The 25,241-nt window shown below is 69.6% G+C and carries 28 protein-coding genes; 19 read left to right on the forward strand and 9 right to left on the reverse strand.

Translation table 11 applies throughout. From position 1 onward, the window contains the following. Positions 1-152: 152 nt before the first annotated feature. From ACWDVW_RS27620 to ACWDVW_RS27645, 6 genes are all read left to right on the forward strand, one after another. Complete coding sequence (locus ACWDVW_RS27620) at positions 153-734, forward strand: AAA family ATPase (protein ID WP_449954454.1); 582 nt, start codon at positions 153-155, stop codon at positions 732-734. A gap of 611 nt (positions 735-1,345) precedes the next feature. Next, the gene (locus ACWDVW_RS27625) at positions 1,346-1,684 is read left to right on the forward strand and encodes a hypothetical protein (protein WP_449954457.1); all 339 of its coding nucleotides are present in this window, start codon (positions 1,346-1,348) and stop codon (positions 1,682-1,684) included. Continuing rightward, positions 1,681-3,132 (forward strand): APC family permease, encoded by a 1,452-nt coding sequence (locus tag ACWDVW_RS27630; protein WP_449954460.1) that lies wholly within the window; start codon positions 1,681-1,683, stop codon positions 3,130-3,132. The genes ACWDVW_RS27625 and ACWDVW_RS27630 overlap by 4 nt, the downstream gene beginning before the upstream one ends. Before the next feature lie 391 nt (positions 3,133-3,523). After that, entirely contained in the window at positions 3,524-4,198 is a 675-nt protein-coding gene (locus ACWDVW_RS27635) for a hypothetical protein (RefSeq protein ID WP_449954464.1), read from the forward strand. After that, positions 4,195-5,400 carry a histidine decarboxylase gene (locus ACWDVW_RS27640; protein WP_449954467.1) on the forward strand — a complete coding sequence of 402 codons (1,206 nt, stop codon included), beginning with the start codon at positions 4,195-4,197 and terminating at the stop codon, positions 5,398-5,400. Before ACWDVW_RS27635 ends, ACWDVW_RS27640 begins: the two co-directional genes overlap by 4 nt. A 142-nt stretch (positions 5,401-5,542) precedes the next feature. Next, the gene (locus ACWDVW_RS27645) at positions 5,543-6,307 is read left to right on the forward strand and encodes a class I SAM-dependent methyltransferase (RefSeq protein WP_449954469.1); all 765 of its coding nucleotides are present in this window, start codon (positions 5,543-5,545) and stop codon (positions 6,305-6,307) included. A 272-nt stretch (positions 6,308-6,579) separates the two neighbouring features. Here the strand turns inward: ACWDVW_RS27645 and ACWDVW_RS27650 are convergent, their stop codons facing one another. Then, positions 6,580-6,903, reverse strand: coding sequence for a hypothetical protein (locus tag ACWDVW_RS27650; protein ID WP_449954472.1), 324 nt, complete (start codon positions 6,901-6,903; stop codon positions 6,580-6,582). Between the two features lie 384 nt (positions 6,904-7,287). After that, entirely contained in the window at positions 7,288-7,821 is a 534-nt protein-coding gene (locus tag ACWDVW_RS27655) for a TetR/AcrR family transcriptional regulator (protein ID WP_449954474.1), read from the reverse strand. 154 nt (positions 7,822-7,975) lie between these two features. Between ACWDVW_RS27655 and ACWDVW_RS27660 the strand changes: the two genes are divergently transcribed. After that, positions 7,976-8,806: an oxidoreductase gene (locus ACWDVW_RS27660; RefSeq protein ID WP_449954476.1), complete on the forward strand. Its 831-nt coding sequence runs from the start codon at positions 7,976-7,978 to the stop codon at positions 8,804-8,806. 226 nt (positions 8,807-9,032) lie between these two features. On the opposite strand, the gene ACWDVW_RS27665 is transcribed toward ACWDVW_RS27660, so the two are convergent. Together ACWDVW_RS27665 and ACWDVW_RS27670 are read right to left on the reverse strand one after the other, a co-directional pair. After that, positions 9,033-10,355: a glycoside hydrolase family 19 protein gene (locus ACWDVW_RS27665; protein ID WP_449954478.1), complete on the reverse strand. Its 1,323-nt coding sequence runs from the start codon at positions 10,353-10,355 to the stop codon at positions 9,033-9,035. A gap of 116 nt (positions 10,356-10,471) precedes the next feature. Then, positions 10,472-10,990 carry a TraG/TraD/VirD4 family protein gene (locus ACWDVW_RS27670; protein ID WP_449954481.1) on the reverse strand — a complete coding sequence of 173 codons (519 nt, stop codon included), beginning with the start codon at positions 10,988-10,990 and terminating at the stop codon, positions 10,472-10,474. Positions 10,991-10,999: 9 nt separating this feature from the next. Here ACWDVW_RS27670 and ACWDVW_RS27675 point away from each other — a divergent pair, with 9 nt between their 5' ends. The 3 genes from ACWDVW_RS27675 to ACWDVW_RS27685 all read left to right on the forward strand — a co-directional run bounded on the left by ACWDVW_RS27675 (position 11,000) and on the right by ACWDVW_RS27685 (position 12,217). Further along, positions 11,000-11,323, forward strand: a complete 324-nt coding sequence (locus ACWDVW_RS27675; protein WP_449954483.1) for a DUF4913 domain-containing protein — start codon at positions 11,000-11,002, stop codon at positions 11,321-11,323. Positions 11,324-11,487: 164 nt separating this feature from the next. After that, positions 11,488-11,616: a hypothetical protein gene (locus ACWDVW_RS27680; protein ID WP_449954486.1), complete on the forward strand. Its 129-nt coding sequence runs from the start codon at positions 11,488-11,490 to the stop codon at positions 11,614-11,616. Positions 11,617-11,620: 4 nt separating this feature from the next. Next, positions 11,621-12,217, forward strand: a complete 597-nt coding sequence (locus ACWDVW_RS27685; RefSeq protein WP_449954489.1) for a hypothetical protein — start codon at positions 11,621-11,623, stop codon at positions 12,215-12,217. 126 nt (positions 12,218-12,343) lie between these two features. Here ACWDVW_RS27685 and ACWDVW_RS27690 read toward each other — a convergent pair whose 3' ends face one another. Both ACWDVW_RS27690 and ACWDVW_RS27695 read right to left on the reverse strand, forming a co-directional pair. After that, positions 12,344-13,057 carry a hypothetical protein gene (locus tag ACWDVW_RS27690; RefSeq protein ID WP_449954492.1) on the reverse strand — a complete coding sequence of 238 codons (714 nt, stop codon included), beginning with the start codon at positions 13,055-13,057 and terminating at the stop codon, positions 12,344-12,346. 241 nt (positions 13,058-13,298) lie between these two features. Beyond that, positions 13,299-15,524 (reverse strand): MMPL family transporter, encoded by a 2,226-nt coding sequence (locus tag ACWDVW_RS27695; protein ID WP_449954495.1) that lies wholly within the window; start codon positions 15,522-15,524, stop codon positions 13,299-13,301. A 198-nt stretch (positions 15,525-15,722) separates the two neighbouring features. Here ACWDVW_RS27695 and ACWDVW_RS27700 point away from each other — a divergent pair, with 198 nt between their 5' ends. Further along, a complete protein-coding gene (locus ACWDVW_RS27700; RefSeq protein WP_449954498.1) occupies positions 15,723-16,358 on the forward strand; it encodes a TetR/AcrR family transcriptional regulator in 636 nt (211 codons plus the stop codon). Positions 16,359-16,384: 26 nt separating this feature from the next. On the opposite strand, the gene ACWDVW_RS27705 is transcribed toward ACWDVW_RS27700, so the two are convergent. Then, on the reverse strand, positions 16,385-16,852 hold the full coding sequence (locus ACWDVW_RS27705) for a hypothetical protein (RefSeq protein ID WP_449954500.1): 468 nt from the start codon (positions 16,850-16,852) through the stop codon (positions 16,385-16,387). An 883-nt stretch (positions 16,853-17,735) separates the two neighbouring features. On the opposite strand from ACWDVW_RS27705, the gene ACWDVW_RS27710 reads away from it, so the two are divergent. The 5 genes from ACWDVW_RS27710 to ACWDVW_RS27730 all read left to right on the forward strand — a co-directional run bounded on the left by ACWDVW_RS27710 (position 17,736) and on the right by ACWDVW_RS27730 (position 21,132). Beyond that, entirely contained in the window at positions 17,736-18,728 is a 993-nt protein-coding gene (locus ACWDVW_RS27710) for an RNA polymerase subunit sigma-70 (protein ID WP_449954503.1), read from the forward strand. A gap of 28 nt (positions 18,729-18,756) precedes the next feature. Continuing rightward, complete coding sequence (locus ACWDVW_RS27715) at positions 18,757-19,212, forward strand: DUF6069 family protein (RefSeq protein ID WP_449954506.1); 456 nt, start codon at positions 18,757-18,759, stop codon at positions 19,210-19,212. Between the two features lie 40 nt (positions 19,213-19,252). Then, a complete protein-coding gene (locus ACWDVW_RS27720; protein WP_449954509.1) occupies positions 19,253-19,987 on the forward strand; it encodes a Clp protease N-terminal domain-containing protein in 735 nt (244 codons plus the stop codon). 159 nt (positions 19,988-20,146) lie between these two features. Then, a complete protein-coding gene (locus tag ACWDVW_RS27725) occupies positions 20,147-20,602 on the forward strand; it encodes an Atu4866 domain-containing protein (RefSeq protein ID WP_449954512.1) in 456 nt (151 codons plus the stop codon). Beyond that, on the forward strand, positions 20,599-21,132 hold the full coding sequence (locus ACWDVW_RS27730; RefSeq protein ID WP_449954515.1) for a nuclear transport factor 2 family protein: 534 nt from the start codon (positions 20,599-20,601) through the stop codon (positions 21,130-21,132). Before ACWDVW_RS27725 ends, ACWDVW_RS27730 begins: the two co-directional genes overlap by 4 nt. A gap of 21 nt (positions 21,133-21,153) precedes the next feature. Here the strand turns inward: ACWDVW_RS27730 and ACWDVW_RS27735 are convergent, their stop codons facing one another. After that, positions 21,154-21,981 carry a helix-turn-helix domain-containing protein gene (locus ACWDVW_RS27735; RefSeq protein WP_449954518.1) on the reverse strand — a complete coding sequence of 276 codons (828 nt, stop codon included), beginning with the start codon at positions 21,979-21,981 and terminating at the stop codon, positions 21,154-21,156. A 128-nt stretch (positions 21,982-22,109) separates the two neighbouring features. On the opposite strand from ACWDVW_RS27735, the gene ACWDVW_RS27740 reads away from it, so the two are divergent. Together ACWDVW_RS27740 and ACWDVW_RS27745 are read left to right on the forward strand one after the other, a co-directional pair. Further along, positions 22,110-22,838, forward strand: a complete 729-nt coding sequence (locus ACWDVW_RS27740) for an Atu4866 domain-containing protein (RefSeq protein ID WP_449954520.1) — start codon at positions 22,110-22,112, stop codon at positions 22,836-22,838. 26 nt (positions 22,839-22,864) lie between these two features. Beyond that, positions 22,865-24,202 (forward strand): amidohydrolase family protein, encoded by a 1,338-nt coding sequence (locus ACWDVW_RS27745; protein WP_449954523.1) that lies wholly within the window; start codon positions 22,865-22,867, stop codon positions 24,200-24,202. Between the two features lie 271 nt (positions 24,203-24,473). On the opposite strand, the gene ACWDVW_RS27750 is transcribed toward ACWDVW_RS27745, so the two are convergent. After that, complete coding sequence (locus ACWDVW_RS27750) at positions 24,474-24,695, reverse strand: GntR family transcriptional regulator (protein ID WP_131057819.1); 222 nt, start codon at positions 24,693-24,695, stop codon at positions 24,474-24,476. A 241-nt stretch (positions 24,696-24,936) separates the two neighbouring features. Between ACWDVW_RS27750 and ACWDVW_RS27755 the strand changes: the two genes are divergently transcribed. Further along, positions 24,937-25,110 carry a hypothetical protein gene (locus ACWDVW_RS27755; protein ID WP_350699017.1) on the forward strand — a complete coding sequence of 58 codons (174 nt, stop codon included), beginning with the start codon at positions 24,937-24,939 and terminating at the stop codon, positions 25,108-25,110. Positions 25,111-25,241 lie beyond the last annotated feature (131 nt).

A 25,241-nucleotide genomic window follows, 5' to 3' on the forward strand; every position in this document is an offset into this window, starting at 1 on the left:
ACCTCCATCGGGATACCTCATCCCACGGATCTACCCCAGCCCCAAGCCGTCACACAGACCACATCGGACGAACCTGACCATTCAAGATCTGTAGCGGGGAGATATCTGGCCGTAGATGACTACTCAGAGCTGATCCCTACCGGTGTCGTGTCGTGCATCGGCCGAGCTATAACGATGTGGTGGGAGCAACGCCGACCCTTGTCGTCATTAGCGGGCCTTCGGGGGCTGGCAAGACGACGCTCGCCTACCTGCTCGCCGGGCGGATCGGTTGCCCGGCGATCTGCCGGGACGAGATCAAGGAGGGCATGGTCCACGCGGCCGGCGACTTCATCGCCGCACCGAGCGACGAGCTGAGCCTTCGGACTCTGCCCACGTTCTTCAAGGTGCTGCAACTGCTGTTGTCCGCAGGTGTCACCACAGTCGCCGAGGCGGCCTTCCAGGACCGCCTCTGGCGCCCCGGCCTGCAGGCATTGATCGGTATCGCCGACATTCGGGTGGTGCATTGCCGGGTCGACGCGCAGACGGCCTTCGACCGCGTACAGCGACGGCAGGACGAGAACGCGATCCGGCGTGCCCACGCCGATGCGTACCTCGGTGACCATCAAACCCATGGCGTCGGTCACCACAGCTTCCAGTCAGTCCGGCTCGACGTGCCCGAGATCGAGGTGGACACCAGCGACGGCTACCGTCCTGGACTCGATGAGATCGTCGCCTTCGTGAACGCCGGGCGATGAGCTACCCGTGGTTACCTTGCACAACTTCGGAACTGACTGTCCACGGGAAATCCAGCTGGCCGCCGACAGCGACACCGACCCTCTGAGCTGGCTTCAGCGAGTGTAGACGGCACGTGAGCTGCCGCCTCACCACCGAGGGCGACCGCCGGCTACTCGCCTGGCGAGCGTGACGACCGTCGAAGAGCCGACGGCGTGTCGATTCTTCGTGTCGACGGTGTTCGACAGTCCCGGTCCCCGTCATAACTGTTCCGACGACATCGACTGCTGCGGCGTGGACGACCCGGTGACGACAGGTGACCCGACATCTGTGGAGTCGGCCTGACCGCAGCCCGGTGACGCGATTCCTCGTTCGCGTCACCTGCTCACAGGGGAGGCGGGATGCGAATCCGCACAGCTGTGGGCCGGACGGCACCGGCCCAGGCCGCCGTCGCCTCCGACGGAGGCGACGCGGGTTCGGACCATCGGCCGGTCCGCCCGGGGCTCGCAGCACGGCGGTGATCATCCGCTCGTGTGCGAGCCCTGGGGCGATGCCGGACCGCCTGTCACACCCTCTCGACGACGAAGGAGTACCCGCCGTGCAGCCCGTTCGTACACGCCACCGCCCTCTACTCATGTTTCTCAGACCGAATGCCGGACCGGCGTTGTCGGAGCGGCAGCTCGTGGCCCGCACCCCGACGGACGGAGGAACGGGATCGAGTGAGGAGATGTGGGGCTGGGCGGTGCGCCGGGAGTGGCGCGATGGTCGCCACGACCTGTTCGGGTTCACCGCCGACCGGCACACGGCCGACCGTGCCGTGGCCCGTGACCAGGGCTTCTGGCGTGTCGGGCCGGTGCGGCCCGCGGCGGTGTACGTGGTGGCGGCCAACGCGTCCGCGGTGATCGGGCATCCGGTGTCCGGCTGCGGCAACCCGTCCTGCCCCGACTCCCCGCAATGGGGTGAGCTGCGGTGACGGCGGGAGTGCAGGTGGCGTTGGCGCGTCGAACGGTGACGCCGTTCGGGTTGTGGGTGTTCGGGGCGCAGGCGTCCGCACCCTTGGTTGTTCTGGTCGGTGGTATCCCCGCGATCTACGCGACCACGGGCATCACCGCGCTGCCGCTGACGTATGTCCTGGTCGCGGCTGTGGTGGCGGTGTTGGCGGTGGGTTACACGGCGATGGCGCGTCAGGTCGGGCACCCGGCGGCCTACTACGGGATCCTCGCCCGTGGGTTGGGTCGTGGTTGGGGTGTGGCCGGCGGCATGGTCGCTCTGGTGGCCTACAACGGGATCCAGATCAGCCTGTACGGGCTGCTCGGCGCCACCCTCGCGGCTCAGATCGGCGGGGCCTGGTGGGTGTGGGCGGGCATCGCCCTGGTGGCGGTCGCGGCGTTCGGCCGCGCGCCGATCGTCCGCTCGACATGGCTACTGGCGGTCGTGCTGGTGGTGTCGCTGCTGCTCGTCGCCGTGTTCGTGCTGGCCGGTGCGGGGCAGGCGTCGGCCGGTGACGTGTGGGCGGGCTTCGACGTGGCGGGGTTGATGGTCGGCGGGATCGGCGGGGCGGTGGCGTTCTGCGTGGCCTCGCTGATGGGCGTCGACGCGCCGGGGTCGTTCGTGGAGGAGGCCGTCGACCGGCGGTCGGTCGGTCGGGCCACGGTCGTCGGCGCGCTCGTCCTGGGTGGGGTGTATGCGGTGGCGGCGTGGGCGATGGGCGTGGCCGTCGGCCCCACCGCCGTCGGCGAGGCGGCTGCGGCGGACGGCGATCTGCCGTTCACGATCCTGAGCCGGGCCGGTAGCGGGGTGGTGGCGCTGGCGGGAGTGATGCTGCTCCTGGCGATCCTCACCGCGAAGCTGTCCTTCCACGCCGTGGTCGCGCGGTATGTGTTCGCGATGGCGCGGGAGGGCGTGCTGCCGGCCCGGCTCGCGGGGGCCGAGGGCGGCACGCGGGTCAGCGCGCCGCGTGGCGGCTCACTGACGCAGACGGTCATCGCCGCGGTGGTGGTGGCCGGATTCGCGGCGGCCGGCGCGGACCCGGTGGGTCAGATGTTCACCTGGCTCTCGACGTTGGGTGCGCTGGGTCTGCTGAGCCTGCTGCTGGCCGCGTCCCTGGCCGCGCTACTCGCCCCACCCGAGGTGCGGGGTGAGCGGGCCGGCGTGTGGGAGTGGCGGATCGCTCCGGTGCTGGGCCTGATCGCGGGGACGGTGGTGCTCGCCGCGATGATCCTGAACGTCGGGAGTCTGCTGGGGGCCGCGCCCGGATCCCCGTTTCCGTTGTTGTTGCCCTTGATCATCATCGCCGCCGCGGTCGCGGGCGGGATGTGGGCCCAGTACGTGCGGCAGTCCCGGCCGGAGGTCTACGCCGGGATCGGTGACGGTACTCCGCAGCCGAACGCGGTGCCCGATGCCCTGAACATCTCGATCTGACGGGCCGACGATGATGACTCACGCGCACCGACCTCCCGGCCGTCCCGGCCACCCGGTCGACCCTCTGCATCCCGGCTGGAGCCCGGAGCACCGCCAGGTGCCCTCGCCCGCCGCGCACCGACCGCCCGCCGACCACGGACCCCGGCCCGACTACGGACCATCACCCGCATCCGGGTACCGGCCGCCACCTGGGCCTGGGTACGGGCCGCCGGCGGTCGCCTACGACCGTCTTCCGGAACCTCCACCCGAACCGCCCCAGCCGCAGCTGCCTGCAACGGATCCGCAGGCGACGGCAGCGGGAGAGGCGGAGGGTGGCTCGGAGGGTGAGTCGGACGCCGACCGCCGGTGGTGGGTGGAGCTGCGTCACCAGGTCCTCTACCGGTGCAAGGGCGTGAATCGGGGGCATCTGCTCGCCGCCGACGAGCGATACGGGACGCGGGAGGCCCTCGGCCCGCACGCGGTGATGCTGTTCTTCGCGGCGCCGTCGTCGACGGAACCTTACGGGTTCCGGCTACACACCGCCTACCGAATGTTCCTGGCGGCTCCCGAGTCGGAGAACCTCGTAGCCCTGTTGGCGGACCTGACGGCCATCGCCGTAGACAACATCTCCCACGCCAGGTCCCTGGGACGGTGGTGGCATCCACTGGGTCCGGAACGGTCGATGGTCAACGGCGGTGACATGACCCTGCCCACCGACGCGGTCTACGTCGGTGCCGGGGTGAGCACCCTCGACTCCGTCGACGGGTCGTGGCAGCAACTCGCCCGATCCCTGCGCAGCCCGTCCGGGACCGGCTCCGTCCGCTCGGCGTTCGACTTGAGAAGCGAGTGCTATGCGCTGCTGGTCGACGGCACGGCCATCAAGATCGACCGTGACCCGCACGCCCGCCTCGGCAGCTCCGGCGTGCGCAGCAGCAAACCCCTCGAAGTGCGCTGGGATCCGCTGTGGCACAACCCGCACCACGACCTCACCAGCCAGGGCGACGCCGACACCCGGCAGGTGTGGCACCACCTCGGCACCCTGCACGAGGTCCTGACAGCTCAACTGCGCCGGAAGCGGCCACGGTGACGTACACCTCGATCGCCGATCTGGCGGTGGCCGCCGATCTGAGCCGCGATGACATCGACGTCACCGCGGTCCTCGACCACCTCGTCGCCGACGCCGCAGCCACGGCACCGACCGCCATCGGGTACCCGGGCGCGGTCGACCTCGACCACAGCGCGGTCATCGCCCGCCTCGGGCACCGGCTGTGGAACAACATCGGCGACCCCGCCGACACCGGCGGGGTCACGCACACCCGGGTGCTGGAACAGGCGGTGGTCGCCTGGATGGCGGACCTATTCGAGATACCGGCCGGTGACCGGTGGGGCTACGTCACCACCGGCGGCACCGAAGGCAACCTGTCCGCCCTGGCCGCCGCCTACCGCCGCTGGCCGACAGCCCGGATCTACTACTCCACCACCGCCCACTACTCCATCCCCAAGATCGTCGACCTGCTCGGCGCCTACAAGACGGTCGTGCGGGCGCACCCGGACGGGGAGATGGACTACGACCACCTCGCCGAGCAACTGCGCAAGCGACGGCGATGGCCCGCCATCGTGGTCGCCACCGCCGGCACCACCATGACCGAAGCCGTGGACGACATCACCCGCATCCGCGCCATCCTCACCCACCACCCCACGGCCGGGCACCTGCACGTCGACGCCGCCCTGTCCGGGATCCCACTCGCCCTCGACGGCAAGCTGCGCTGCGACGACCTCGGCATCGACTCGATCGCCGTGTCCGGCCACAAGTTCCTCGGCGTGCCCACACCCTGCGGGGTGGTCCTGATCCGCGACCACGTCCGCAACCCCGCCCGACAACCGATCGCCTACACCGCCGCCGCCGACACCACCATCACCGGATCCCGCTGCGGCCTGGCCGCCGCCCTGCTCTGGCACGCCATCGCCGCCCACGGCCGCGAAGGACACCGATGGCGGGCCGCCGAAGCCCGCACCGTCGCCGCATACGCCGTCGAACAGATCCGCGCCACCGGCTGGCAGGCATGGCGGTACCCCCACGCCTTCACGGTCGTCCTCCCCACCCCACCCGAGACCGTCCGGGTCAAGTGGCTGCTCGCCACCGACGGACCCGCCAGCCACCTCATCTGCATGCCCGGCATCACCACCGCGCAGATCGACGCACTCACCGCCGACCTCACCGCCGCCATCAGGACACCGATCCCACGTCCCCGCACACCGCACACACCTGAGGTCACCACCGCGTCCTGACCTCGACCGGCGGACCGCTCCTGCCTCACCAGCGGCAGGCCATCGACGAAGCCGCCCAACTCGTCGACCGGATCCCACCGCCACGAACACCGCCACATGACCGATGCCGCCGGCATCACCAGACCAACCTCCGGAGGCCCCTATGACGCCCACGCCGCTGTCGGCACGCCCTGCCCCGGTTCACCGACTGCTCGACCCGGTCATCCGCAGAATCTTGGACCGGATCGACATCAGACCCGACCAGTCCGTGCTCGAAGTCGGTGCAGGTCCCGGGGAGATCACCGCCCACCTGGCACACCTCGTCGGCGACCACGGGATCGTCACCGCCGTCGACACCGACACCAGCCGACTCACCCCGACCAACGTCATCGACGTACAACAGCGTGACCTGGACCGGCACGTCCTGCCCGAGAAGTACGACAGATACCACCACGTCGTCGCCCGTCGCAGCACCACACCGCTACGCGACCCGGTGGACGTGTTGGAACAGATGATCGCCCGACTACGCCCCGGCGGCTGGCTGCTCCTCGCCGACATCCTGCCCTCCACGCCGAGGGTCTACCGGGCACCCGACGCCACCGACGACCACCTGATCGCCGCCGTCATGAACCGGATCCGACACACCATCGCCGGCAGCGACGAGGCAGGCACGTGGACGAGCAACACCGAGACCCTGCTGGTCAACCGCGGCATGACACAGCACTGCGTCCACATCGGCACCGAGACCTGGACCGGAAACCAGCCCGGTAGCCGACTCCTCGCCGACATCACCACCCACCTACACCCCGAACTGACCACCGAGTTCACCGACGACGACCTCGACCGCTTCCGTGCCCTCATGGCCGATCCGCGCGTGCTCCTGGCCTCCTACACGCACCGGGTCATCCACGCCCGCAAGACCGACTGACACCAACGCCATGACGAACCGAACCCGCCTGCCCCGCCCCTGGCCGCGATCGTCAGCGGCGGCGCCGTCCTGCTGGCCACCGCATGCCAACCCACACCCGCCGACTACTGACCGGCCGCCAGCGGCGTCCCGGCCACCAACCGAAACTGCATGTGAGGTTGACGGCCACGTCCACCCGCGATCGGTGGCGGCCGAATCTAGTCGAGGCCGTCGAGTCACGTCTGCAAGATTCACGATCTTGTGGAGGCGGAGACTGTCGGCGTGGTCGACAGTCACCGCTCTCGCTTTACGAGTGCGCGCGCGGCTAGAGCAAAGACTCCGGGCAGGGCGGCAGGGATGAGTCCCATTAAGCCGGTGGCCAGCAGGATCCACTGGGTCACTCGGTGTCGTCCGTGGCTGTAAGCGACCGTCGCCCCTGCGGCTAGCACACTGACCATCAACAACCACACCAGCAAGACTTCGTCGAAACGATGGGGTAGCGCCTGCCCCCGCACCTCGCTGAACTCTTCCAGCGCTCCGATGGTCGCTAATGCCGACAAGCCGGACAAGCCAGTCAACGCAATCGTCAATAGTCGACGCGAGGTGTGGACAGCCATTCTCGCCCTCCTCGGCGACGGCGTGAACTCGGCGCTGCCAGTACACCAGCCGGGGCCCGCGTGGATCATCCACCGTCCGCACGAGGATGTCGGCAGATGCCACGCGGGCTCCGTCTGACCTGTCACATGCACCGCCCACAAGCGGCGAGCGCAGAACCATGCAAAAGAGCGAGGGTGCCCTTAGAGCACTGCAACATAGGGCTGTTCGCGCGCTGGCACGTCTTCTGGCAGATACCTTTCAGCCGTAGGCGACCGGTGAGTGGCGGGCGGGGGGTCGTCTAATGAAGCGGTCAATATGACGACGGCGCGCGACGCGCATACGTCGTCCGTGACGTGCGTAGGAGGGGGCAGGCCCCACTTAGCCGGTGACCTCTCAGTGATTCCTCAGTCGAGGTGCGAGCGGTCGCTGGTGTGGGGGTGGGTTGTGAGGCCGGGCAGTATCAGGGTGAGCCAGCGGGTACGGGTGGCGGGGGGCTGGTCGGTGGGGGCGGTGGAGACGAGGAGGTAGATGTCGTCGACGGTGATGTCGGGGTGGATGTCGCCTTCTGTCTGTCCGCTTTTGATCAGATTGAACAGTGCTGTGCTCGCGCGTTCTTCGGCGTCGGTGCCGGCGGGGTAGGCCCCGAGGGCGTGGGCGGCGGCCTTGACGGCGTGGTTGGTCGCGGATGCCTCAACGACGTTCGTGAGGAACGTGGTGATCTCGTGCAGGGCGGGTGCGCCGGAGGCGACACGGTGGCAGGCTGCTTCGGCATCGTCGGCGACCTGGCCGGTGTACTCGGCGATGACCGCCGCGACTAGGTCCGCCTTGTTCGGGAAGTGTCGGTAGAGGGTGCCGACGGCCACGCCGGCTGCGGCGGAGATCTCGTCCATACCGATGTCAGGGCCGTGGAGGGTGATCTGTTCCCGGGCGGCGTCCATGATCTTCCTGCGGTTGCGTACCGCGTCGGCGCGCGGCGGCCGGGCCTGTGTCACGGGCTCTCCAAGAAGGTGGGGCGCACACTTGCACTAACGTGAACGAGGGTTCATTATTGTTTGGTGAACCCATGTTCACCTTACCTGTGTGGGGGTTGGCATGACCAGTAAGACCGCGCTCGTCACCGGCGCATCGTCCGGCATCGGCGAGGCCGCCGCGCGGCGGCTGCAGGAACTCGGCTTCATCGTCTACGGAGCTGCTCGGCGGGTCGACCGCCTACAGCCGTTGGCCGCCCATGGGGTCCGGCCCCTGGTGATGGACGTGACTGACGACGAGTCAATGACCAACGGGATCACTAAGATCGTCACCGAGACCGGCGGCATCGACGTCTTGGTCAACAACGCCGGATACGGCTCCTACGGTGCTATCGAGGACGTGCCGCTTGACGAAGCCCGCCGTCAGTTCGAGGTCAACGTCTTCGGTGCCATGCGCCTGACCCAGCTTGTGCTGCCTCACATGCGTACGCAGCGCGGCGGCACGATCGTCAACATCACCTCCATGGGAGGAAAGATCCACACCCCGCTCGGTGGCTGGTACCACGGGACCAAGTTCGCCCTCGAAGCCCTCTCCGACTGCTTGCGCCTGGAAACCAAACAATTCGGGATCAACGTCGTCGTCATCGAGCCCGGAGGCATCCAGACCGAGTGGGGCGGCATCGCCGCAGAACACCTCAAGGACACCTCCGGCGACGGCGCCTACGCCACCCAGGCCAACGCCGTCGCCAAGAGCCTCAGCTCCGAGGCCAACGCTCGGCGCAACTCAGCGCCCACCGTCATCGCCGACGCGATCGGCAAAGCCGTCACCGCCCACCGCCCTCGAACCCGCTACGCGGTCGGCTTCGGCGCCCGGCCCCTCATCGCCGTCAGGGGCATCCTGCCCGACCGCGCCTTCGACACCCTCATCGCCCGCGCCAGCGGCGTACCCACCTGATCAGATCACCGGCCGTGATCTCCACAGAGTTCACGGTCTGCCCTGCGTGGTGGGGGTCGGCTGCGCGGCTCCCGTTGTCTTCCCGGTGTCGGTGTCATCCGGCTGTGGGCCCGTACTGGGTACGGGCCCACCGCCGTCGGTGGTCAGCTGGCAGAGGTGATCTTCACTGCTGGTTGAGGCTGCCGGTGTCGCCGTACTGCGCGAGGACGGCCAAATGAAACAGGACCTAGCACCCCAGCGTGCTCGCGTCGCCTGGGTCGACACCCAGGGTGGCGGCGAATCGCCGGTACGCGTCGACTCGAGCCTGTACCAGGGCGGTGTTTCGGCCGCCACACTCCAGGGCGCCGTTGATGGCGCTGATGGTCCCGCCGAATCCTTCTCCGCCGGTGATCGCGGCGTGCGCGGTCACCGTGCCGGCACCGCTCTGCGTCATCCAGAACCACAGGGCGGTCTGCCATGCGACAGAGGCATCGTCGCGCACCAGGTCCGGCTCGTTGAGCAGGTCGAGACCGAGCGCGTCGCCCGCCGCCTGGTAATTGGTGTTCCAGCTGAGCTGGATCGGCCCGCGCCCGTGGTAGGCGGTCTGGCCGGCGGGACATCCGTAGGGCTGGCCGGTGTCGCAGTAGTTGCCCCAGGCGGTCCGATCGATCTCCTCGACGTGCACGAGTCCGCCGGACTCGTGGTCGATGTTGGCCAGGAAAGCGGCCAGCTCCCGCTTCCGGGTGCGCTCGTCGCCCGTCGCGGCGAAGGCCGGGAACTTCGCCATCGCGTCGGTCAGCCCGGCGTGGCTGTAGATGGGGTTCCGGTTGGGGAACATTGTCGCGAAATCCGCCCCGCTGAGCAGTGACGTTTCCGCCTCCGAATCGTCAGCCGGGCCCGCCGACCCGGGCGGGGCGGGGTCCGAGGACGCGGGCGACCCCGACGCCGAACGGTCGGTGGTGTAGCGCGCGAAGAGGCCGCGGATCCGAAACGGGTAGCTGTCCAGGGCGAGGACGGGCATGCCGCCCTGGGCCTTGACCGCTTCCAGTCCGATATCCCACGCCATCAGGGTCAGGGTGAGGTGGTCACCGACGACCATCTTCGCGTCCAGCAGCCGCTCGGTCTCGTCGGCGAGGTGGCAAAAGTACCGGGCGTGGGCGTGGATCGAGTCCGCCGGGTCGAGCGCCGAGGTTTCGCCGTTGTCGTCGTCGTCCTCGCCGAATCTGCTGAACACGTCGGGCGTCAGCTGTGAGAGTCCCGCCCGGCCCTGCGGGCCCTTCTTCGCCGCGTCGAAGTCCGAGGCGTACTCGATCTGCGCGGCGATGATCACGGGCGTGAGCAGGTCGCACTTCTTGGCCGCGGCCCTGATCGGCGCGACGAGCTCCTGATCCGGCACGCCCGCCCCGGCGAAGGTTCCACGGCCGTCGCCGCCAGCGAGTTCGATGAGGACGCTGCCGCCGCCCGGCCCGCCGCTGCCGGACGGGTCCGGCGGGTACGAGGTGAGCTGCGACCCGCTGGCCATGCTGAGGATGACGACCAGGACCACCAGGGCCAGCGCCGCCAGGACCACCAGCGGGAACATGCCGATCACCGAGATGATCATCCAGGCCAGCTGCGACGTGTCGAACCCGATCACCGACTTCTGGGCCTGCCGGGCCGCCCGCATCGTCCGCGACGCCATGTCGGTCAATCCACCGGGCGTGGTTCGCGGCGGTGCCAGGCCGACACGGCACGTTCGGTGATAGCCCGTACCTCGGCCTTGGCCGCCGCGGCGATCGGGCCCGCGTTCGGCTCCCGGTACCAGGGGCGCAACCGGATCAGGGCGGGCCGGACGCCGGTGGCCAGCAGCAGGGCGGTGCCCTTGGGCAGTGCTCGAATCTTGTCCGCCGGCAGCACCTGCTCCTGCCGGTACGACACCGATCGGGACGAACCGTCCTTGGAGCTGGAGTAGCTGGGAGTCCGTACGTCGTGCTGCCCGACCAGCCGGGCGACCTTGTCGACGAAGTCGGCGTCGTCGAGCCCGGCGCCGAGCAGCTTGATGGTGGCGGCACTCCAGAGCGCGTCCATCCCCGCCTCGCCCCAGACCCGCACCCCCTGCCGGTAGCTCTGTAGCAGGGTCACCACGCTGATGCCCCGCGACCCGAGGTGGCTGTAGAGGTCGGGCAGATCGGAGATCCGACACACGTTGGCTGCCTCGTCCAGCATGACGGTGTCATGGGCGGGTCCAACCGCCCGCTCATCCGCTCGGCGGCGACCACACCGGATCGGATCACCACGTCGGCCAGCCCGGCGATCACTCCGGCGCGATGGTGGAATCACGCCGAGGCGGTGGCCCAGCTACACGCGCTCTGGATGGCCTGGGAGGAGATGACCGGCCACCAGGGCGGACCGTTGGGCCCGGCGAACTGGCACCGGGACTACCTGGGTCCGGTGATGGAAAGCCTCCGTGACCCGGCTGGCCCCTTCGGGGGGTGCAAGACCGGATCGCACCGGGCCAAGACTCCCCCCGCCGTAGACGCGTTCCCGATCAACCAGTGAGGGCGATTCCGCGGCGGCCGTTCCGCACGGCCGCCGCAGAACCGTCACGGCAGACACGCGATCGCCGTCGAGACCACCGGCGGGGCGGGTCCTGGACGAGGAGTGGGCCGAACCACGGCCTGGTAGATGCATCTCCGGCACGATGCCGCACTACGATGCCCCGCATGCGGAGGGAGACCGGAGTGATCGCGGCGGTGGCGTCGTACGTCGACATCGTCGATCCGAACCTGCCCGACCTGCGGATCGTGACCTCGTCCCGGCCGGGCGGCCCCGTCTCGGTCGAGGCCGGCTGACCTGATGAGCCCTGGTGGCACCGATGCGAGCCTGCTGGAGCTGGTGGTCGGCTTCCTCGTCGCGGTCTCGGTCATCGCGGTGATCACGATGATCCTGCGTCGCCGCAGTGGCCGCCAGGACCTGCTGGGCACCCAGGTACGCGAGATGCAGGCGCGGGCCGCCGCCGCTGCCTCTCCGAATGCGGACACCCGCCTCCGGGACGCGGCCACCAGGATCGCCGAGGCCCGCAGTCACGACGCCGCCTCCCGCGCCCCTTCTGACGCCCCTTCTGGCGCGCTGACCTCTGATACGCCTGCTACGGATGCGGCGTCAGACGCCGCATCCGCAGCACCCGGAGCGGGTTTTCCAGATGCCACGGCGGTGAACCGGTCGGCCCCGGACACCACTGCTCCACCGCCCGGGTGGCCATCGGCACCCGCCGGGAACAGTGACGCGATGGCCGACGCGTTCACCTGGCTCCGGATCGCGGCACTCGTGGAAGCCGGGCAGCGCGAGCAGGCGATCGAGCTGCTCGGCAGCACGATGGCCATCTCGGCAGACGAGGCGGAGATGCTCGTCGACGGCCTGAACGACGCGGGCGGCGAGCAGCGCCCCGACTGACCCACGTGTCGTCCGGTCGGTGATGCGCCGGCGCTGAAAGCAGACCGGCTCGCCCACCACCAAGGGCAAAGGAGTGCGGTACGCGACGAGGTCAGGCGATCGAAACCCTGATTGTCGCGGCAGTGGTCAGACCAGCAGACTCTCCCGCATCCGCGCGCCCAGGTTGATCCCGCCGACCACTCGGGGACCGGACGGATCGTGGACGTCGAGCGTGTTGTTGCGGCGCATCACCTCGCGGACCGAGGGCGGCAGCCGGGGCGGGTCGTCCATGGCCGCGAGGACCTGACCGGCGGTCGAGATCAGTCGATCGGCCAGGGCTGCGGCATCGGTGTCCACCCGTACCTGGCCGTGCTCCATGCCGACGGTGGTGAGGTCGAGCACCTCGAACACGCGGGTGAGGAGCGGGTTCGGGTCGGTCACCTTGTCGAGTCGAGGTGCGTGGCTGCCGACCACCGCGACGGCGGCGGTCACCTGCGCGTACGGGTGGAGGCCGCACGGCAGCCCGACGAGGGGCCACCGCAGTGCCGGTCCGGCCTCTTTCCACAGCGGCCGGTAGTTGCGGCGGTGCACCAGGAGCCGCCGGCCCGTCCGTCGGTACACGTCGTGGGCCTGGGCCTGCAGGTGCGTGTGGGCCTCGTCGGCGGCCTCGCTGACGATCCGGGCCGCCACCACCAGGCCGTCGTCGTCGTTCAGCATCCGGGTGATCGCTTCGACCTGTTCCGGGAACCGGGCCTGCGAGCCCGCGCCGTACCGGTGCCGCACGTCCCGCAGCAGTGCCTGCTGCCGCTCTGGATCGAGCTGGACTCGCCTGCTACCCAGCAACTGCCGGAGCCAACGCATCTCGCCTCGTTTCAGCCGCTGCGGACCGCGGCAATGCTAGTGCGTCGGACGCCCCTCGCATCGTCTGGGGTGCTGGGGACTCGCCGACCTTGACGGCGATGTGCGCATATCCGGGGTTCTGTGGGGATCGGACTCGAACGCTCCGGTGTGGTGGCGGGACTGTTGCTTCCCGCGACCACACCGGAGCGACTTTCGAGTCTGGTTGCCGAGTTCGAGAGGCCGGCCCGGCACGGGCCGAGTGTCAGGTGAGGTGTCGTGCGAGCGATTCACCTTCGACGTCGAAGGTCGGCACGACCTTCTGCATCCAGCGGGGCATCCACCAGATCCGCCGGCCGAGGATGAGCATGACGGCCGGAACGATCAGCATGCGGACCAGGAAGGCGTCGACCAGTACGCCGATGGCCAGGGCGAAGCCGATGGTCTTGAGGATGATGTCGTCGGTGAGGGTGAAGCCCGCGAAGACGCCGACCATGATGAGCGCTGCGGCGGCCACGACGCGGGCGCTGTGGGTGAAGCCGTCGATGACCGCCTGGCGTGCCGGGGTGCCGTGGACGTACGCCTCCCGCATGCGGGTGACGAGGAAGACCTCGTAGTCCATGGCCAGGCCGAACAGGATGCCGGTGAGCAGGATCGGCAGCAGGAACAGCACCGGACCCTCGGTGTCGAGACCGACGAGTTCGTTGAGCCAGCCCCACTGGAAGACCGCGACGGTCGCTCCGAGGGAGACGCCCACGGAGAACAGGAAGCCGAGCGCCGCCTTGACCGGTACCCAGATCGAGCGGAACACGGCGATGAGCAGGATGAGTGCCAGCCCCACCACGACGGCGAGATAGAGCGGGAACACCTCGGTCAGTTCGTTGGAGATGTCGACGCCGACGGCGGTGACGCCGGTGACCAGGGCGCGGGCTCCGGTCTGGTCGGGCAGGTCGGAGAGCGTGGCCCGGATGCCGGCGACGAGGTCCTTGGTCGACTCGTTCGCGGGGCCGGACTGGGGGATCACCGTGAGGGTCGCGTACTGCGTCGTGCCGAGCTGCTCTGCGAAGGCCTGCTGTGCCTCGGGGGTGTCACTGGTGACGGGCGGGATCACGGCGGTGATGTTGGAGTCGTCCTCGGCGGCCAGTGCCAGCAACCGCTCGGTGGCGGTCCCGACTGCGGCGGCCGGGTCGGTGGCCTGCGCGGTGTCGATGACGACGAGCAGCGGCCCGTTGGCGCCCGCGCCGAAGTTGTCGGCGATGAGGTCGTAGGCGACCCGTACGTCGCTGCCTGCGGGCTTGGTGCCGTCATCCGGGAGTGCGAGCTGGAGGGAGGCCACCGGGATGGAGGCGACGACGGCAGCCGCGATGCCGGCGACGAGCGCGGGCCAGCGGACGCGGGCGAGACCTTCGATCCAACGGCGACCGAGGGTACGTGAGGTGCCGGAACTCCGGCCGGTGTCGGTGTCCTCGGCGGCGGCGGCGATCTGCTTCTTCACCACGCGGGCGCCGGCGAAACCGAGCAGTGCGGGGAGCAGCGTCAGTGCGATGAGGACGGCGAGCGCGACGGTGAACGCGGCACCCAGCCCCATCTCGGTGAGGAATCCGATGCCGCAGAGGGCGAGGCCGACGAGAGCGATGATGACGGTGAGGCCGGCGAAGACCACTGCGGAGCCTGCGGTGCCGACGGCCCGGCCGATCGCCTCCTCCAGCGGGCGTCCCTGGCGGACCTCGGCCTGGTAACGGGAGAGGATGAACAGCGCGTAGTCGATGCCGACCGCGAGCCCGAGCATCGTGCCGAGCGCGGGGGTGGTGGTGCTCAGCTCGACGAAGCCGGTGAGGGCGGCGATGGAGGCGGCACCGATTCCGACGCCCACCAGCGCGGTCAGCAGCGGCATCCCGGCCGCGACCAGAGACCCGAGGGTGAGGGCCAGCACGACGAAGGCGATGGCGATGCCGATCAGTTCGGCGATGGCGCCACCGATCTCCACACCGAGTACGTCTCCGCCCACGGTGGCGGTCAGTCCGGCCCGCTCGGCGACGTCGCGGGCGGCCTCCAGCGCCTCCCGGTCCGAGGTGGTCAGGTCGACCGCGCCGCGGGAGTAGCTGACCGAGGCGAAGCCGGTACGCCCGTCCTCGGAGATGGCCCCTGCCTGGAACGGGTCGACGACCGACCGGACGTTCTCGCTCCTGAGCGCGGCGAGCGAGTCGGCCACGGCCTGCTGGTTGGCCGGGTCTGCCAACGTCTCGCCGTCCGGGGCCTGGAACACCACCCGCGCCGTCGCGCCGTTCGGCACGGCCTCGGGGTCCCGCTCCCTGATCAGGTCGAACGCCTGCGTCGACTCGATGCCGGACAACTCGAAGCCGTCATTCGTCTTGCCGGACAGGGTCGTCGCACCGAGCGCGACGGTGAGGAGCAGCAGGGCCCAGATTCCCGCCACGGTCCAGCGGCGTCGGAACGACCAGCGTCCGAGCCTGAACAAGTGCCATGCCATGCCGTCTCCTCCTGCGTCTCGGTGAACAGGTCCCGCGTGGCCACCTCGCACGGCTCCCGCCGACGAAGTGCGACCTCACGGCCTGTCGTGCCGCAGACGCTAGCACGAAAATATCCGACTGGATATTTTCGTGGTCGTGGTCATAGGATCGGGCAGGCGGCACACCATGCCGACCGCCGATCGCTCTGGAGGTGGGCCATGACCGACCCGGAAAAGCGGGACAGCTCGAAGCGGGGGCCGTACGCCAAGGGGCTCGCGCGGCGGCAGCAGATCATCGACGAGGTGCTGGCGGTCTACGACCGGCTGGGATACGAGGGCACCTCACTGCGCGCCATCGGCGAGGCGATCGGCGTGACACATCCGGTGCTCAAACACCACTTCGGCACTCGCGAGCAACTCTTCATCGAGGTGCTGCGGGAACACGACCGCCGCTTCCTCGAGACCGCGTACGACGGGGATGCCAGCTTCGTCGACCTGATCCATCAGTCGGCCGAACACAGCATGCGCGTACCGGGGCTGATGTCGTTGCTGAACAGCATGGTGGCCCACGCCCTGGAGGCCGGCAACGAACGCTCGCGCGCCCACTTCTCCGAGCGGTACGCCGACCTGCGCGACCAGATCAGCGGTCTCCTCGCCGAAGGCCAGGAGGCCGGGGCCGTACGCACGGACATCCCCCTGGACCAGGCGGCCTCACTCCTCCTGGCGGCGGCCGACGGCCTGGGCACCCAGTGGCTGCTCGACGGGAGCGCCGACATCAAGAGCGGCCTGCTACTGCTCCAACGTCTCCTCGCACCACCGGACCAGCAGGTGACTCGGGCCGACGCTCCGGTGTGAGCTCCGTCAGGGTGGCGGCCCGGCTGTCACCGATCCTGTATGACGTCCAGACCCTCGGGAGTCGTGATCTGGCGCCACCCGAAAGCCGCCAGCGTCACATCGGTTCGTGCGCCGAACACGTGAAGGAGGTCGGGGAGCCAACCTTCCTCGAAGCGGACCGCCGTCGTCTGGAACACCTCAGCCGGACGTAACCCGAGGTTAGTGGCGGCCGTGTGCGGCAGCGCCAGAGAAACCATGAGGTCTCGGTCGTCGCCGGGATCGACGGCCGCACCGAGCGCCATCGACAGAAGCCCGTCCCGCAGGCGATCGATGGAACGTTCGCGCATCGCGAGCACGACCATCCGACGGCCGTACGAGACGAGCGCGACCCCGTCGGCATCATCGATCTCGGCAATGAAGGTCGAGTCGATCGTGGTCGGAGCTCGATCGAGAATCCGACGCGCGGCAGGATCCGTAGGACGGTGGGGTTTGCGGCCAAGGACCTGGGCTGCCATGTCGACACCGTACTCGTGAGGTCCATCTATCCGCGCTCCCCGCGCTCCCGGATCGAGGCCAGGACGCCGGCCATTATCGGTGGCCCCGCCACCCCGCGCCGGCCTATCTTGCAGCGAAGACCGCCTCCCTGCGACTGCCACCCGAGAGGACATCACCCGCGTGACCCCGCCCGCTCTGTAGACCTGACACCGCTCCGTGCACCGGTCGCCGACCTCGCCGTCGGCTCTCTTTCCGTGCCTTCCGTCAGGTCTTCAGAGGGATCATGTCTACGCGTCCTCTCATCGTGCCGTCCGCCATCGGTCTACCTGTCCGGCTCTCACCGCCGACGATTCCCGATGGTCACTGTCAATCCGACACCCCCTCCGCCCTCGTCATTCATGGCCTTCCCGAACCGCTGATCGTGCGGTGGCGCCGGGGAGAGCGGGAGAGGTTCACTCGTCCGGTGCGAAGCCGCCGCCGAGGGCCCGAGCCGGGGCGAGAGCTGCGGTGGCCTCGCCCGGCGCTGCATCACGCCTCGGTCCGCGCCTGGTCGCGGGTCGCCGAGCGCGACCGATGGCCGGGACCGGTGCGGTTCCGGCGCCGGAGGTGAACGCCTCAAGCGGTCGATCCGACCCTGGCGTGCGCGGGTGCTGCGACCGTGTCGGGCGCTGGCCTGCGCCGCATCGTCGGTCCTGACCTGTTCCGAGTAGTGCGGCCCATTTGTCCGATGGCGATCCAGGCTGCCGCGTTGGCCAGCAGGAGGTGGGTAGATCTGTTGTCGTTGGGGCGACAACAGATCTACCCACCTTCGGCGCATCCGGCCCTGTGGGCGGGAGTGATGAGTTGTCGCGCCCGCGCCCGTCATACCTACGTCAGGACTCGACGAGGCATGAGGATGGCGTGATGGACGAGCAGGTCATGAGCGGTCTGGGTGAGGTCGACGAGTCGGCGTTCTCGGGGCTGGCGGAACGGCACCGTCGGGAGCTGCACGTGCACTGCTACCGGATGCTCGGATCGTTCGAGGACGCCGAGGACACCGTGCAGGAGACGTTCCTGCGGGCCTGGCGAAGGCGGGAGACCTTCGAGGGACGGTCGACGTTCCGGGCCTGGCTGTACCGCATCGCCACCCACGCCTGCCTGGACCTGCTCGCCAAGCGCCGCCCGGAGCCGGCGATCGGCGGCGAGGTGCGCTGGTTGCAGCCCTACCCGGACCGGCTGCTCGACGAGTTGACCGCCGCAGGCGCGGACGAGCCGGAGGCGGTCGCCGTCGCGCGGGAGACGATCGAGCTGGCGTACCTGGTCGCGGTCCAGCATCTCGCGCCGCGCCCACGGGCCGTGCTGATCCTGCGGGACGTGCTCGGCTGGCCGGCGAAGGACGTCGCGGAACTCCTGGGGGACTCCGTCAACTCGGTGAACAGCGCGTTGCAGCGGGCCCGCGCCGGAATGCGGGAGCACCTGCCCGCCGAGCGCCAGGACTGGACCGGCGGCGAGGAGGACGCCGGCACACGCGAGCTGGTACGCCGTTACACCGACGCCAGCGTGGCCACGGACATCGGCGGGCTCACCGCGCTGTTGCGGGAGGACGTCCGCTGCTCGATGCCGCCCACCCCGGGCCTGTACATCGGCCGAGACACGGTGGTGAAGGACTGGGTCGACAGCGGCTTCGAGGACATGACGAATCTGCGCGCCGTCCCCACCTCGGTGAACCGGCAGCCGGCCATCGGCTTCTATCACCGGAGGGAGGGAGGAAGCGCGTACCTGCCGCTGACCATCGACGTCCTGCGCATCAGCGGCGGGGTGATCACCGAGATCATCACGTTCCACGCCGACCTGTTCCCCCGGCTCGGCCTGCCGACGTCGCTGCCGGCGGACGACACCGAGCAGCCACGGTCCTGATCCGGCGCGCAACGAGAAGAGGAACGACATGAGCAGCACACCTGACGCCGGGGTCGTCGCCGGTCCGGCAGCGGACCGCCCCCGACGTACCCGTCGATTCGGCCGACTCGTCGGCATCGGTCTCGTCGCCACGCTCGCGGCGATGGTCGTGACCACCCTCGCCGCCGCGCTCGCCCGGGTCGTGGGCGTCGACTTCGAGCTCCCCGACGGTGGCGAGGCGATCCCGTTGGGCGGGTTCGCGGTGGTGACCGGCTTCTTCTCGGTCGTGGGCGTCGTCATCGCCGTCGCCCTGCTCCGCTGGAGCGCCCGTCCCGCCCGACGATTCCTGTGGACGACGGCGTCGCTGACCGCGATCTCGATGATCCCACCGTTCCTGACCGGTGGAAACGTCGCGACCACCGCCGCCCTCCTCGGGCTGCACCTGGTCCCTGCGGCGGTGATGATCCCCGTCCTCACGCGAGAACTCCGGCGCTGCTGCGGGTGATACTGGTGAAGAAGGATCGCGTCACGAGCCGAGGAATCCCATGTCCGACGCCATTCCCACCGACGACCGGCGACGGTGGACCGACCGAGCGCGTAAGGTCACCAGGCTCGCTGAGCAGGACGCCCAGGCCCGTGGACACGATCACGTCTCCCCGCAGCACTACCTGTTCGCACTTCTGACCGAAGGCGAGAGCGTCGGTCTTCGCGTGCTGGTGTCGATGGGCGTTCCGGTGGACACCCTGGGCGCGGAACTCGACCAGCAACTCGGTCATGCGGGTGGCGGGAGCAACCGGGCACCCACTCCCACGACCCAGCTCGATCAGGCGTTGCGGCTGGCGCACACCGAGAGCAAGGTCGCGGGCGCAGGCTTTCTATCGACGGAACATCTCCTCATCGGTCTCGCCTGCGACGCCGGTGTCGGCGCGGCACTCGCGCGGTGGGACGCCACGCCGCACCGGATCCGCGCCCAGATCCACGAATTCCTGAGCGCGTTCTCGCGCGGGTGCCCGCCATCGCGGGAACGGCGCACGGAGCCGGCCTTCGACGTGCCGGACGACATACGCGAACTCGGTGAGAGGATCGACCGACTCCGGCAGGAGAAGGAACGTGCGGTCGACGCTCAGGACTTCGAGGCAGCTACCGAGATACGCAGTGCTGAGAAGGACATCCTTCGTCGACGGGCCGACCGGATCCGTGAGTGGTCGAGCCAGGTCGACACCGTGACCCTGGCCCAGGAGTTCGTCGCCCTGCACGACCGGATTCGCCGGAGTCTTTGACGGCGATCCGCCGAAACGCGGTGAGGTAGAACGACCTCGGATAGACCTCCTGGACGGCACTGGTTCCGCCAGGGTGTATGCGGCGGGCATGCAAGGTGGCATCTTCCTGGGAGTACTGGGACCAGGCTGTTGCCGGACCGGATACCTACCGTGGTCGACATGGCGAATTCGAGACTCGGGGGCCTGTTCAGCGCGACCTGCGGCGTCCTGTTGCTCGTAGGTTGCTCCGCCGAGGCGGGCAGCGGTGGTGCCGCTTCCGACGACGCGACGCCGCACTCGGCGACTGCCGCACCGACCGCGACGCCGTCCGCTGCGACGCCACCGGCGGGCGCCGGTGACGTGTCGCCGCATCCGTACGTCGGGATGTGGGTGACGGCCGACGGCCACATCCGGCAGATGCTGCTGCCGGACGGCCGGTACGACGAGGCCCGGGGCGAGCGGGAGAGCGCCTACACGGGTTCCTACCAGGTCGTCGGGACCCGGATCGAGTACGTCGACGACACCGGTTTCAGCGCGGACGGCACCTTCGACGGGGACGTCCTGCACCACGCGGGATACGTCTTCTATCGCGAGGGCAGCGACGCGCACCGGCAAGCGAGGGAGGAACGAGGATGAAGGACAGCGTGACGCAGCACAGCCGGCGGGTGCTCCTGACGGCAGGGATGGCCGGTGGCCTGACGGCCCTGGCCGGGGTCGGTGCGGCCTCGGCGGCCCCGGCTCAGCGGGACGGTGGGCGTGGCCCCGGGAAACCGGGCGAGGAGGGCCGCAACCGGGCGGCGGTCTTGCGTGCCTTCGCCCGGCAGAACGCGGGCGGCGACATCTACGAGATCCTGCACGACGACGTCCGGTGGACGATCGTCAACGGTCGTACCTACACCTCCAAGGCGGAGTTCCTGGCGGAGGGTTCGGCACCGATCCTGGACCGACTGTCGTCGATCCTCAGGATGACGATCAAGGACATGTGGACCGACGGGGACACCGTGATCATCCGGTTCGAGGGTGACGCGACGGCCATCGACGGCGTCGACTACCACAACGAGTACTGCTGGATCTGGCAGCTGCGCGGCGGCAAGGTGGTGCGGTGCCACGCCTTCCTGGACATGATCGCGGTGCGGCAACTCGTCGAGCGCATCGAACTGCCGTGAATCGGCGGTACGAGCCCGGGGTCAGCGGAGCCAACGGCTGACGGCCAGGGTGCCCAGCAGCCGCAGTGCCTCGGCGCTGCGGCTGTGCGGCTCCGCCCGGTACACGATCAACTGCTGGCCGGGCGCGTCCCGTACGTCGAATGCGTGGTAGGACAGCGTCAGCTCGCCCACCGCGCCGTGCCGGAACGTCTTCGCCTCGTGCGTCTTGCCCTGCACGTCGTGCCGCCCCCACAACCTGCGGAACTCCGGGCTCGCGGCACCCATCTGCTCGACCAGTTCCCGCGCCCGCCGGTCGTGCGGGTCGTGGCCGAGGGCCAGACGCAGGTTCGCCACGCACGCCTCGGCGGTACGACGCCAGTCGGCGAAGAACGTCGTCCCGGCCGGGTCGAGGAAGGCCATCCGGACGAGGTTGTCCGCCTCGGCGAAGTCCGCGTAGAACGCGTCGGCCAGCGCGTTGCCGGCCAGCAGGTCGAGTCGCCGGTCGATGACCACGGCCGGGGTGTCCGGCCAGGCGTCGAGCAGTTCCCGCAGGCTCTGCCCGACCTGCGGTCGAGCGGGAGTCGGCGTATTGCCGGGTGAGAGCCCGGCCAGCCGGAAGAGATGGTCGTGGGCGTCCGGCCCGAGGTCGAGCGCCCGGGCCACGGCGGCCAGCACCGACGAGGACGGGTTGCGCTCCCGGCCCTGTTCGAGCCGGGTGTAGTAGTCGACGCTCACCCCGGCCAGCACCGCGACCTCTTCGCGGCGCAGCCCGGCGACGCGTCGGGTGCCACTGGAGACGAGGCCGACGTCGCCCGGGGTCAACCGGGCGCGTCGGGCGGTGAGGAACGCCCCGAGCGCGGTCGTCGGCATGCCACCAACGGTATCCGCGCGGGCTCCGGCCAGGCAGGGTGCGGCACACCCTGGTTCGGTCCGGCCTGGCTGCCGACTCCGCCGCCGGTGACGGTGGAAACACGAAACCCCACCCCAGGAGGTACGCCATGAGCAGCCCCATGCTCGACGAGGCGGTACTGGCGGAGATCGCCGGGAACACCGGTGACCGGCACCGGCCACTGATGTTCGTCAACGCCGCCATCCACACGCTCGACCCGGTGATCGGTGACTTCGCCACGGCTGACCTGTTGGTCGGTACGAACGAGATCGTCGCGGTCGGCACCGGCCTGCACACCGCCGCCGAGGACGACGCCGCGATCGTCATCGACTGCACCGGCCTGGCCATCGTGCCCGCCGTCGTGGACGGTGTCGCCGTCGCCGGCCTGCGCGTTCGTCCGGCCGACCGGGTCGGCGCGCTCACCCCCGGAAACCCGGCCACCTTCGCCCTGATCGCGGGCCCGACCTCCGGCAGGTCCGTGCTGGAGATGATCGTCTGGCGTCCGGAGCAGGCCGCCGCGATCGTCGTCGACGGCGAGATCGCACTGGTCAACGGACGTCGGCTCACGCCCGCCCCGATCGAGCCCGAGCCGGGACCACGATCGGTCGAGAGCCCCTACCTGGGCATGTGGATCGACGAGACCGGCTTCCTGCACCAGGAACTCACCGCCGACGGTCGGTACGACGAGACGCGGGGCGGCCGACCGCACGCGTACCAGGGGGCGTTCTGGATCGACGGCGACCGGATCGTCTACCGCGACGACCTGGGCTTCTGGGCGTACGGCCGGTTCGTCGACGGGGTCCTGCACCACGCCGGTTACGTCCTGCGCCGCCGGTGAGGCGCAGACAACGAAGGGAGAGTTCGATGATGTTGTTCAGCGGCGGCACGGTCGTCACCATGGACCCGGCCATCGGCGACCTGGAACGGGGTGACGTGCTGGTCCGCGAGGACCGGATCGTCGCCGTCGGCCCGGATCTGCGGTCTCATCCGGAGGCGGTGGGCGCAACCGTGGTCGACACGACCGGCCGGATCGTCAGTCCCGGATTCGTCGACACCCATCGGCACGCCTGGCAGGCGCAGATGCGCCGCAGCATCCCGGACGTGACCGACCTGGGGGCGTACGTGATGTCGACGCTGGCCGGGATCGCACCCGTCTACACACCCCACGACATGTACGTCGGCACCCGGCTCGCCGCGCTCACCGCCCTCGACGCCGGCATCACCACGATGCTCGACTTCTCGCACAACTCCCGTACGGCAGCGCACTCGGACGCGGCGATCGAGGCGCTGATCGACACCGGTATCCGGGGCGTACACGCGTCCATGGGACCGCACTTCGGCGAGTGGGACCGCCAGTGGCCGGGCGACCTGGCCCGGTTGTGCGGGGCGTACCAGGGGGCGAACGGTGGCCTGGTGACGCTGCGCCTGGCGGCGTTGGCCACCGACGAGATCGCCGGTCCGGCCCTGGCCTACGGGCCGGAGTTGGCGGCGGTCGCCCGCGATCTCGACCTCGGGGTCAGCGTGGACGCGGTGTTCGGCGTGCCGTCGTCGGCGGCGATCCTGCGCTGGGCCGCCGCCGGACTGCTCGGCCCGGACCTGACCCTGATCCACGCCACCGGGCTCACCTCGCAGGCGTGGCAGGCGATGGGCGACGCCGGGGTCACGGTGTCGCTGGCGCCGACCTCGGAGGCGCAGATCGGCCTGGAGACGGCGGTACCCGCGATCGACGAGGCGCTTGCCGTCGGTATCCGGCCCGGACTCAGCATCGACGTGGAGGTGGCGCTGGCCAGCGACATGTTCACCCAGATGCGTACCCTGCACGCGATCCAGCGGATGCGCGCGGTGAACGCCGCGTACGGCACGGACACCACGCCGGACCGGATCATCACCCGCGACGTGCTCGACTTCGCCACGGCGCAGGGCGCCCGGACCAACGGACTCGGTGACGTCACCGGTTCGCTGACCCCCGGCAAGCAGGCGGACCTGCTGGTCGTCGCCGCCGACGCCGTCAACACGATGCCGCTCAACGACGCGGTCGGCACGCTGGTGCTCGGCGCCGACGCCCGCAACATCGAGACCGTCGTGGTCGCCGGCCAGGTGCGCAAGCGGAACGGTCAGCTCGTCGGCGTGGACCTGGACGACCTGCGCCGGCAGGTGACCGAGTCCCGCGACGCGATCCGCAAGACCGTGGCCAACGCCTGACCCCGCGTCTCACCCGCCCCCGCCCGCCCTGCCCGCCCCCGCCGTCGCCCGCACGGCGAGACGCATTCGGCGATCATGGAGTTGTGGTAACCGCGAAAAGGGCGAATCAGGCCGAAACTCTAGCCACAACTCCATGATCGACGAGGCGAGATGCCACCCGCACGCCGGAAGCGGCAGCGTGCGGGTGGCTGCTTTGTGGGGGTGACGTCGGGCGGGCTGCCTTGTGTGGGGTGGCCCGGCTGGGTCTGCGCGGGGATGCCGAGTCGCTGAGTCAGGACCTGTCGGCGACGTACGTACCGCGTTGCGGGACGGTGAACGCGAGTCCCCGTTCGCGTAGGAGGCGTACCGCCGCGCGGGCGGTTCCCCGAGCCACGCCGTGCTCCTGCTGTAGCTGCTTCTCGCTGGGCAGTGGGTGGTTGGCGGGAAGCTCGCCGCTTTCGATCTTCGCGGCCAGGAGATCCGCCAGCTGAACGTAGACGGGCGTCGGGCTCATCGGATTGACCACGACAGAAACCTATGAATGCGGTAGACGACCATAGCCGTTCGGTACGTCTATAGACGTACAGGGACGTACAGGGTTACCTTCTGTAGGTGGTCGTAAACACGCTGGTGGGAGGTTCGGTGAAGCGCTGGTGGTGGTGGCGTCGTCGTGGTCGTAGGCCGTTGCTCGACCGGGTGGGTCCGGCCACCGCCTATCCGGAGTGGGCGGGTGCGTACCGGGCGGGAGTGTGTCGGTGAACGAGAGCCGCGTCCCGGTCGAGGTCGAGTTGTCCTGGGCGGTCATCGACGGTCACCGGATCCGGCGGTGCCTCCGGTGCCACGCGGACGGCTGGTGTCCGAGGGTGGCGGTGGCCCGAGCGCGGATCCTGGCGTGGCGGCGGGTGCGGGAGCCCTGGCCGTCGGACTGAGGCTCGGGCATGGGTGGTGGGCCGGGCTGCCCGGATCTTCCGTGACTCGCGGACAACTCCGAGATTCTGCAACAAACCTGCACATCTCTACTCTTGCGCCGCGAGTAAGCGCTTTCCTAGCCTGAGGTTAC

The organism is Micromonospora sp. NPDC003241 (genome assembly GCF_053589795.1).

Coding starts and splice junctions, on each gene's coding strand:
- ACWDVW_RS27625 (WP_449954457.1), top strand. CDS start 1,346: ATGTTTCTCAGACCGAATGCCGGACCGGCGTTGTCGGAGCGGCAGCTC.
- ACWDVW_RS27645 (WP_449954469.1), top strand. CDS start 5,543: ATGACGCCCACGCCGCTGTCGGCACGCCCTGCCCCGGTTCACCGACTG.
- ACWDVW_RS27650 (WP_449954472.1), bottom strand. CDS start 6,903: ATGGCTGTCCACACCTCGCGTCGACTATTGACGATTGCGTTGACTGGC.
- ACWDVW_RS27655 (WP_449954474.1), bottom strand. CDS start 7,821: ATGGACGCCGCCCGGGAACAGATCACCCTCCACGGCCCTGACATCGGT.
- ACWDVW_RS27660 (WP_449954476.1), top strand. CDS start 7,976: ATGACCAGTAAGACCGCGCTCGTCACCGGCGCATCGTCCGGCATCGGC.
- ACWDVW_RS27670 (WP_449954481.1), bottom strand. CDS start 10,990: ATGCTGGACGAGGCAGCCAACGTGTGTCGGATCTCCGATCTGCCCGAC.
- ACWDVW_RS27675 (WP_449954483.1), top strand. CDS start 11,000: ATGGGCGGGTCCAACCGCCCGCTCATCCGCTCGGCGGCGACCACACCG.
- ACWDVW_RS27680 (WP_449954486.1), top strand. CDS start 11,488: ATGCGGAGGGAGACCGGAGTGATCGCGGCGGTGGCGTCGTACGTCGAC.
- ACWDVW_RS27685 (WP_449954489.1), top strand. CDS start 11,621: ATGAGCCCTGGTGGCACCGATGCGAGCCTGCTGGAGCTGGTGGTCGGC.
- ACWDVW_RS27690 (WP_449954492.1), bottom strand. CDS start 13,057: ATGCGTTGGCTCCGGCAGTTGCTGGGTAGCAGGCGAGTCCAGCTCGAT.
- ACWDVW_RS27695 (WP_449954495.1), bottom strand. CDS start 15,524: ATGGCATGGCACTTGTTCAGGCTCGGACGCTGGTCGTTCCGACGCCGC.
- ACWDVW_RS27700 (WP_449954498.1), top strand. CDS start 15,723: ATGACCGACCCGGAAAAGCGGGACAGCTCGAAGCGGGGGCCGTACGCC.
- ACWDVW_RS27705 (WP_449954500.1), bottom strand. CDS start 16,852: ATGGCAGCCCAGGTCCTTGGCCGCAAACCCCACCGTCCTACGGATCCT.
- ACWDVW_RS27710 (WP_449954503.1), top strand. CDS start 17,736: ATGGACGAGCAGGTCATGAGCGGTCTGGGTGAGGTCGACGAGTCGGCG.
- ACWDVW_RS27715 (WP_449954506.1), top strand. CDS start 18,757: ATGAGCAGCACACCTGACGCCGGGGTCGTCGCCGGTCCGGCAGCGGAC.
- ACWDVW_RS27720 (WP_449954509.1), top strand. CDS start 19,253: ATGTCCGACGCCATTCCCACCGACGACCGGCGACGGTGGACCGACCGA.
- ACWDVW_RS27725 (WP_449954512.1), top strand. CDS start 20,147: ATGGCGAATTCGAGACTCGGGGGCCTGTTCAGCGCGACCTGCGGCGTC.
- ACWDVW_RS27730 (WP_449954515.1), top strand. CDS start 20,599: ATGAAGGACAGCGTGACGCAGCACAGCCGGCGGGTGCTCCTGACGGCA.
- ACWDVW_RS27735 (WP_449954518.1), bottom strand. CDS start 21,981: ATGCCGACGACCGCGCTCGGGGCGTTCCTCACCGCCCGACGCGCCCGG.
- ACWDVW_RS27740 (WP_449954520.1), top strand. CDS start 22,110: ATGAGCAGCCCCATGCTCGACGAGGCGGTACTGGCGGAGATCGCCGGG.
- ACWDVW_RS27745 (WP_449954523.1), top strand. CDS start 22,865: ATGATGTTGTTCAGCGGCGGCACGGTCGTCACCATGGACCCGGCCATC.
- ACWDVW_RS27750 (WP_131057819.1), bottom strand. CDS start 24,695: ATGAGCCCGACGCCCGTCTACGTTCAGCTGGCGGATCTCCTGGCCGCG.